The 8,692-nt window shown below is 41.7% G+C and carries 7 protein-coding genes; all 7 read right to left on the reverse strand.

What is annotated here, in order from left to right; translation table 11 throughout:
• Positions 1-71: 71 nt before the first annotated feature.
• Positions 72-554 (reverse strand): transcription elongation factor GreA, encoded by a 483-nt coding sequence (greA, locus tag N8L33_RS06110; RefSeq protein ID WP_000818750.1) that lies wholly within the window; start codon positions 552-554, stop codon positions 72-74.
• 61 nt (positions 555-615) lie between these two features.
• Positions 616-2,244, reverse strand: coding sequence for an endolytic transglycosylase MltG (gene mltG / locus N8L33_RS06115; protein WP_419991840.1), 1,629 nt, complete (start codon positions 2,242-2,244; stop codon positions 616-618).
• Between the two features lie 194 nt (positions 2,245-2,438).
• A complete protein-coding gene (locus tag N8L33_RS06120) occupies positions 2,439-2,933 on the reverse strand; it encodes a GNAT family N-acetyltransferase (RefSeq protein WP_261059245.1) in 495 nt (164 codons plus the stop codon).
• Positions 2,930-3,397, reverse strand: a complete 468-nt coding sequence (locus N8L33_RS06125; RefSeq protein WP_261059246.1) for a GNAT family N-acetyltransferase — start codon at positions 3,395-3,397, stop codon at positions 2,930-2,932. Before N8L33_RS06125 ends, N8L33_RS06120 begins: the two co-directional genes overlap by 4 nt.
• Positions 3,398-3,406: 9 nt before the next feature.
• Positions 3,407-4,741, reverse strand: a complete 1,335-nt coding sequence (gene murC / locus N8L33_RS06130) for a UDP-N-acetylmuramate--L-alanine ligase (RefSeq protein WP_033677684.1) — start codon at positions 4,739-4,741, stop codon at positions 3,407-3,409.
• Between the two features lie 10 nt (positions 4,742-4,751).
• Complete coding sequence (locus tag N8L33_RS06135; protein ID WP_261059248.1) at positions 4,752-5,369, reverse strand: divisome accessory protein ZapJ; 618 nt, start codon at positions 5,367-5,369, stop codon at positions 4,752-4,754.
• Between the two features lie 47 nt (positions 5,370-5,416).
• Positions 5,417-8,515 (reverse strand): pilus expression-regulating Snf2 family helicase, encoded by a 3,099-nt coding sequence (locus N8L33_RS06140; RefSeq protein WP_261059249.1) that lies wholly within the window; start codon positions 8,513-8,515, stop codon positions 5,417-5,419.
• Positions 8,516-8,692: the final 177 nt, after the last annotated feature.

Raw genomic sequence — 8,692 nt, forward strand, 5'->3', positions numbered from 1 at the left:
CTCCAATTCAATTTAAAATGGAAAAAGGAGTGAGTGAAGCGCACTGCCTTCCCCACTCCTTTTTTCTGTTTTTAGGCTGTTTTTTCAACTTTCAAGATTTTTACATCATAACTACCAACAGGTGTTTCAATAGTTGCTGTGTCACCTGTTTTCTTACCAATCAAGGCTTGTCCAATTGGGCTTTCATTTGAAACCTTACCTGCAAAGGCATCCGCACCGGCTGAACCTACGATAATATAAACTTCTTCTTCGTCCTCACCAATTTCTTGGATAGTGACTGTTTTTCCAATCGCTACTTCGTCTTGGGCGACTGAGTCGCTATTGACGATTTCAGCATAACGGATTTTTGTTTCCAAGCTAGAGATTTGTCCTTCGACAAAGGCTTGTTCATCCTTAGCCGCTTCGTATTCACTGTTTTCAGAAAGGTCACCGTATGAACGAGCAATCTTAATACGTTCTACCACTTCTGGTCGGCGGACCAATTTCAATTCTTCTAATTCTTTTTCAAGTTTTTCCTTTTCCGCAAGGGTCATAGGATATGTTTTTTCTGCCATTTTTCTCAACTTTCTTCTGATGATATTTTCTAACTAAAATTATGTGAAGCATCACATAATTTTAGTTTGTTTGGTTTAATTTGCTGTTGACATGTTCAGCGACATTACGATCATGCTCCTCCTGAGTAGCAGCATAATAGACCTTACCATCTGTAACATTAGCTACAAAGTATAAGTTATCACTCTTAGTCTGATTAATACTTGCCTCGATGGCATCCAAGCTTGGACTATCTACTGGACCTGGCATCAAACCAGCTTTCGTATAAACATTATACGGTGAATTAATTGTCGTATCAATTCCAGCATCATCAGCAAGACTAATCTTCTGACCAAGTTTTCCTTGAGCATACAAGATTGCAATATTGCTTTGAAGTGGCATACCAAGATTCAAGCGATTGTAGAATACACCTGCAATCAACTTACGGTCTTCCGTCTTAGCTCCTTCTTTTTCGACAAGAGAAGCAATGGTCAGCAATTCATTGACCGTCAAATTCTTAGACTTAATCGTACTGTAATGAGGTGCCAAAGTCTTGTCCATAGCTGCCAACATCTCATCAATCAAGCTTTCAATAGTTGTACTTTCCTTGATAGAATATGTAGCTGGGAAGAGGAAACCTTCCAAACGATAACGAACGCCACTTTCCTTTGTAGGCAAGCTTTCAAGTAGACTAGGATATTTGGCAACTTCTTGGCTGATAAAGTTCTCATCTTGAACTTTTGCCAGAAAGGCATCCGCTGTTAAAGGCTCTTTGAAGTCACCTTGCAATTGACCTACCGCTTGTGCAATTTGGTCAATCGTATAACCTTCTGGAATTGTCAAAGTCGCAAGGACAGGTTCTTGAGCTTCAGCTGTTCCACCTTTTTGTAGTTCGTGGATAATATCTTCTGTACTCATGCTCTTTTGCAAATTGTAATAGCCAGATTTCAAATCTGAATAATTTTTATATTTCGCATAAAAAGCAAAAATCACTCCGTGTTTAATCAAGCCAGACTTTTCAAGAGTTGAACCAATTGTTTGAACATTAGCTCCTTCTGGGATTTGCACTGTCACATATTGTTTAGATGAAGCATCCACAGGCTGTAAAGATGACTGAACATACTGATAACCGAAGTAAGCACCTGCTGAAATCAAACCTAAGAAAATGAGTAGAGAAATGAAGAAGGCCTTAAATCCTGATTTTTTCTTCTTGGGTGACTTAACCGTCTCACGACGGCTACGACGTGGAGTTGCAGGCATTTCTTCTACAACTTTCTTTTCCACTACTGGTTTTGAAGTAGGAACTTCTCTTTTTACCTCTCTCTGAGCTTCTGTCTTATAAGAAACAGCTACCCTCGTTGGGATTTCATTAAATTCCTTTTCTACTTTTCTAGGACTAACAGGTCCTGGAGTTGGTCTTGATACTCCCTCCGCTGATGGAGCAGAAGGTCCTTCTTGACTCGGATGACTAGGAGCAAGTGGAGCTTGTCTTACAGCCTCTTCTGCGGGAGAAGAAGGCACATCTTGACTTGGATGACTTGGAACAGTAAGAGTTTCTCTTTTAATCTCATCTGATGGAGAAGCCGGTAAATCTTGGCTTGGGTGAGTAGGCACGGTAGGAGCTTTTCTCATAATCTCCTCTACAGCTGATAGAGAATCTTCCATTAGCTCTTCTATCGACTGGTCTTTCTTAGAAGAAAATTGGGGGGTTATTGAAGCTAAATCAACTTCTTCCTGATCTTCTTCATGTTTTTTAACTCGTTCTAAATCTCGTAAAATCTGCTCTTTAAAGCTTAATTTTTCTTCTTCTCTTGACTTTTCACTCAAAAGTTTTTCCTCCTCGTTGACAATCCATAATATTATATCTTAAAAGTCTAGGAAAAGCAACCTATGATACCTTGTCTTGCCTATTTTTTAGCTTCCCAGACCATATCATACCAAGTTTCCCCTGCAAAGGTTGACTGGGACAAGCCTTCGTTGACAAATCCGTGTTTTTCATAGTAGGCGATGAGATAGTCATGACAGGTTAGGTTAATGCCTTCTCTTCCATCTTCAAGAGCCAGTTCTTTCAAGGCTGTTAGCAATTTCTGACCCAGTCCAAGGCCCTGTGCCTCCTCGGCAATAGAAAGACAGGTCACAGAGATATAACCACCAGGCTTATGACTATAATCTTCTATCTCTTCTGTAAAAGAATGATCTTGCAGATGGCGGTATGGTCCAACTGGCCCTTCTATATACCCCATGATTCTGCCCTCTTTTTCTGCAACCAGAAACGAGGTCTGAATTTCTCGCAAATGCGCCTCAAAAACAGAGCGAGGAATGGCTTCTTCAATCGAGAAATTTTCTAGTTCAATCTCAACGATACGATCCAAATCTTCTAATCTTGCTTTCCTAATTTTCATTGCGCCTCCAGATAAAAGAGATTAAACCAAATCATACTAAAACCTTGACTAGCTGCATAAAGCGAATCTGTCTCTTCTTCATCAATAAAACCGTTCATTTCAAAATAGGAAAGCAACTCTTCCGGACTCTTCAAACGAATAGCTTTGTAATCCAGCTCAACTGCCACATCTTTCAAAGCCGCAAGAAGAAGCGTTCCCAAGCCCTGTCTCTGATGGTCAGCCTTGATGACCAAAGAATGTATTTTTAGACACTGCGGATTGTGTGGGTAAGGACCACCTAGAATATAGCCCAAAAGCTGATTTTCATCCCTAGCTAGAAGAAAGGTATCCGCACACTTACGGATACTTTCTTCTAAGATATGGGAAGGTTGCTGCTTTTCAGCTGGATAAGACGAAGTTTGAAGTGCCTCTATCTCAGCCAAATCAGACTTACTTGCCTGAATAATCTTAATTGGAATTTCCATGAGAACATCCTATTGAACATTGCTTGTCAAGTTTGACAAGAGACGCTCAAATGAGTATTCATAGGTTTGGATATCTCCTGCTCCCATAAAGACGTAGACAGCATTGTCATGGTCTAGGAGTGGAGAAACATTTTCAACAGTAATGACTTGGTGTTTTTTGTTGATTTTTTGGGCTAGGTCTTCTACCTTAACGTCACCATGATCTACTTCACGAGCTGACCCATAAATTTGCGCTAGGTAAACAGCATCCGCTTGGTTCAAAGCGTGAGCAAATTCGTCCAACAAAGCGATTGTTCTTGTAAAGGTATGCGGTTGGAAGACTGCAACAATTTCCTTGCTTGGGTATTTCTGACGAGCCGCATCCAAGGTCGCAATAATTTCTGTTGGATGGTGGGCAAAGTCATCGATAATCACCGTGTCATTGACAATTTTCTCAGTGAAACGACGCTTAACACCAGCAAATGTTTTCAAGTGTTCACGCACCAAGTTCAAATCAAATCCTGCTGTGTAAAGAAGACCAATAACGGCTGTCGCATTCATGATATTGTGACGACCAAAGGTTGGGATGTGGAATTGACCCAATTCTTGTCCACGGAAGTGAACGGTGAAGGTTGAACCAGTTGTTGAACGAAGAAGCTCACTAGCTACAAAGTCATTACCTTCTGCTTCAAAACCATAATAATAAATTGGTGCATCAGACGTAATTTTACGCAATTCTGCATCTTCACCATAGACAAAAAGACCCTTGGTAATTTGTTTGGCATAGTCGTTAAAGGCATTGAAAACATCCTCTAGACTTGTGAAATAGTCCGGATGGTCAAAGTCAATGTTGGTGATGATAGAGTATTCTGGATGGTAAGGCATGAAATGACGCTCATATTCATCAGATTCAAAGACAAAATATTTGGCATTGGCCGAACCACGACCTGTTCCATCTCCAATCAAGAAGCTAGTGTCTGTGATATGAGACAAGACATGAGACAACATACCTGTCGTTGAAGTTTTTCCATGCGCTCCAGCTACTCCCATGCTAACAAAGTCACGCATAAAGCTACCTAGGAACTCGTGGTAACGTTTGTAGCTGATGCCATTTTGGTCTGCATAAGCAATCTCGACATTGTTATCAGGGCGGAAGGCATTTCCAGCGATAATTTCCATATCACCGTCTAGATTCTTTTCATCAAAAGGAAGAATAGTAATTCCTGCCTGCTCAAGACCACGTTGAGTAAAGTAGTATTTTTCAACATCTGATCCCTGTACCTTATGACCCATTTGGTGCAACATCAAGGCCAAGGCACTCATCCCTGATCCCTTAATTCCGATAAAATGATATGTCTTTGGCATGTTTTCTCCCCTATTCTGTAATTCTGGTCAGATTCAACTCTTGGGCAACCTGACGTTCTTGTTCTGTTTGTTTACTTTTTTTATTATAGATTTGGCTCTTTTTAAGAAAATCATAGTTGTTTTTCTTTGGAGCAGGTGCTGACACTTCTTCATTCTTGGTAGAGATAGAATTGACTTCTTCCGCCAAGATATACTGAGACTGGGTCATTTTTTGACTATATTTGACAAATTCACCAGGATTCTCCTTTTGAAAAGGCGCGGTAGGTTGATTGCTCTGTCTAACTGGGCTTGACTGAGAGTGGCGTCTTGTAGGAGTGATGTCCTTAGTCAGATAGCTTGCCGAGCGTTTCTTTTTCAAGTCCGCACGCGCTTCTTCACGCGCTACCTCCGCATAGCTTTTTCCTTCTTTTTTAACTCCTAAAGGAGCCTTTTTAGGTTTCTCTACTTGCTTTTCAATCGGTTTGACTGGTTTTTCTTCAGTAATAGGAGCCCATTCTAAATAATTTTTATCTCGATACTCACCCTTAATATTACTGATCAGATCAGACTCATCGTACAAGTTCATGACTGGCATTTCAGTCAACATGATCTCGTCATCTGACACCAATGGAAATCGTTCTTGTTTCATTTTCTATTTCCTTTCAACACTTCATTATAGCGTATTGTCTTGATTTTTCAAGTGCTGGCTTCAGAAATTCCCAAAATTTCTCTAATTTCTGCTAGTGTCAGACTGCCACGTGACTCTGTTCCGTCCAATACTTGTGACACCAGATGTTTCTTCTGTTCTTGTAGTTCCTGAATTTTTTCTTCAATGGTTCCCTTGGTCACCAAGCGATAGACCTCAACCGTTTCTTCCTGTCCCATCCGATGGGCACGGCCAATGGCTTGCGCTTCCACCGCAGGATTCCACCAAAGATCAACCAAGATAACCGTATCAGCACCTGTTAAATTTAGACCGACCCCACCTGCCTTAAGGGAAATCAGAAAGGCATCTCTTTCCCCTTGGTTAAAGGCCTTGGTCATGTCTTGTCTTTCCTTGGCTGGGGTTGAACCCGTAATTTTAAAGGAAGTCATGCCCAAGTCTGGCAGTTCTTGTTCAATTTTCTCCAACATTCCCTTGAACTGCGAGAAAATCAAGACACGGTGTCCGCCGTCTGCTACCTGTACCAGCAGGTCTCGGAGACTATCTAGTTTACCGCTGGCTCCCTGATAATTTTCCATAAAGAGGGCAGGAGTGTCACAGATTTGGCGCAAGCGCATCAGACCAGACAAGATTTCCACTCGACTACGCTGAAATTCCTGATCTGACACCTGAGCTAAACGGTCTCGCATCTGTTGCAACTGGGCTAGGTAGATAGCCTTTTGCTGGTCCTCCAGTTCATTCTTATAAACCACTTCGATTAAGTCTGGCAGTTCGGTCAGAACTTCTTCTTTCTTGCGCCGCATCACGAAGGGCTTGATAAACTGAGCTACGCGCTCAGCTGGTAATTTCATAAATTCTTTCTTGCCTGGCAAAAGTCCTGGCATGACGATTTGGAAAATAGACCACAACTCACCTAGATGGTTTTCAATGGGAGTCCCTGACAAGGCAAAGACTGACGGCACCACAAATTGTCTCAAGGTCTGGGCAATCTTGGTCTGGGCGTTCTTCATGACCTGAGCTTCATCTAAGAAAAGGAAATCAAAGGCCATCCCCTGATAAAGCTCACTGTCCTGACGGAAGGTAGCATAGCTAGTCACATAGATCTGATGGTTCTCGGCAAGAATCTCTTCACGACTAGCTTTCAATCCATGAACGACAGCCACATCCAACTGTGGAGCAAATTTCTGAAATTCATCTGCCCAGTTGTAGATCAAACCCGACGGAGCGAGAATCAAGACTCGACTTTCTTTTGTCACTTGGCTGGTCAAAAATGCAATGGTCTGGAGGGTTTTCCCCAATCCCATATCATCAGCCAAAATCCCACCAAAACCATAATGATGGAGCATTTGTAGCCAGCTGATTCCCTTTTCCTGATAATCTCGCAAGTCAGCCTGAACCTGAGTTGCTTGTCGAGGGAAGTCCTCTGGATGCGTCAAGTCGTGGGCCAGATTTTTGAATTCTTGTGAGAAAGAAACACGGTCTCGCCCTTCAAAAAGATGAGCTAAACTGTAGGCCAAGGATTTTCGAGCCTGCAAAGCCCCATCTTTTAATTCAAGCTGCCCCAGTTCCTGTAGATTTTGGCGAATTTTCTTGGTTTCTTCATCAAAAAAGTAGACTTGATTAGATGAATCAATGTAAAAATCCTTGTTGGCAACCAAGGCCTGCATGGCTTGGTCAATTTCCTCTTGGGCAATATCTTGAAAATCAAATTGGATTTCCAAGAGACCTCCCTTGGAAGCAATCTGCACTTGAGGACTCGCTAGGTTATAGAGTTCTTCTAACTTGTCTGATAGATCAACATGCCCGAGTTTTTCAAAAACTGGAATGATATCATGGAAGAAATGATAGACAGATTCTGCTTTTAAGGCCTGACGCCAAGATTGAAAGTCTGCTTCAAAACCAGCAGCCAAACAGACTTGGAAAACTCTTTCTTCTAAGTCCGCATCACTCGAAAATGGCAATTCTTCTAGCTCTTGTCGGCTAGATACCTGTCTATTCCCATAATCAAACTGAATTTCTAAACGAATCCGATTATCCTCTTCTCTGTCAAAGTAAAACGATGGCGAAAACGTTTTGATTTGTAAGCGTTCTGGAGATGAAACAGTCCCCATCTGGCCAAAAAGAGTCAGACAAGAAGCCAACTTATCGCGGTCACTGCTATCAAATTGCAGGTATTTCTTTCCATGTTGATCCACAGGTAGCGCTTTAATTTCCTTGAGAAGACGCATCTGCTGGTCTGTTTGAAAATAAACCTGTCCTTTATGGAAAAGTACAGCTCCCTGATAAAAGGCATTGACCCTTGGACTCTCTCTGATTTCCATTTCAAAATAATCCGAGTATTCTGTTACTGTAAAGGCAAAGAGATTGGCATCAGCATGCATATCCTGAAAAAAGAAAACCTGATAACTATCCACTTGATGGTCAAATTGAAAATGGGGTAAGGCCATCAGTAAATTCACACCCTGCTCAAAAAAAGTCAGAGGAAAAAAGAGATGACGACCCTGGTTTTGGAAAAAGAGGTCTGGAGCCTGTCCTTCCTCCGTCAGCCCTCGCAAGAAAGTCAGAAGTTCTTGACTGGCCTCATCAAAGGCTTCCCAAGACAAGGATTCTTCATAGATCTTGCCAATCATATAAGACTTTCTCTGCTCGACAATTCTTAAAAAGAGTGGAATATCCCGAATGACGTAGTATTTTTGGCTATTGATTTGGCCGATTCTCAGAGTCCACAAGATATGATTGGTTCCTGCTTCCACCTGCCCCACAGCCGATAACTCATAGGCTCGGTCTGATTTTGGAGACAAGATTCGGTCCAAAAATTTGCCACCCAAGGTCACCTTGGTTTCAACGGCCTCTTTTTCTTCATGACCTTCTTCCAGACTCTGCAAGATTTCCTGACCATGCTCATCATTTTTCAGAAAATGCTCCAGAGCTGCCAAATGCACACAGTAGCCCCTCTTTTGGAAAAAATCGCAGGCACAAAAAACCAAATCATCCTCTAAACTATAGCGCAGTTCTTCTTCTGCAACGCGAGCGTAGAGCCGATTGTTCTTTTCCTTGATGATGTCAACCTTACCAGTTTCATAAAGGGCAACGCCTTCGATACGGACTTTGCCCGGAATCAATTTAGCCATATTTTTACCTTTACCTTATCTTTTTATTATACCATATTTTCACCTATGAAAATAGCCTTCTAGGAAGACTTTTCTCCTAGAAGGCTGGATTTTTAACGTTCGTAACTTCTCAAAGTAACTTCCATCTCTCTCCCAAAACTGGAAGTTAGTCTCAGACGACGAATTATGCTAGAATTA

Source organism: Streptococcus mitis, from assembly GCF_946188695.1.
Taxonomy (GTDB): Bacteria; Bacillota; Bacilli; order Lactobacillales; family Streptococcaceae; genus Streptococcus; species Streptococcus mitis_DF.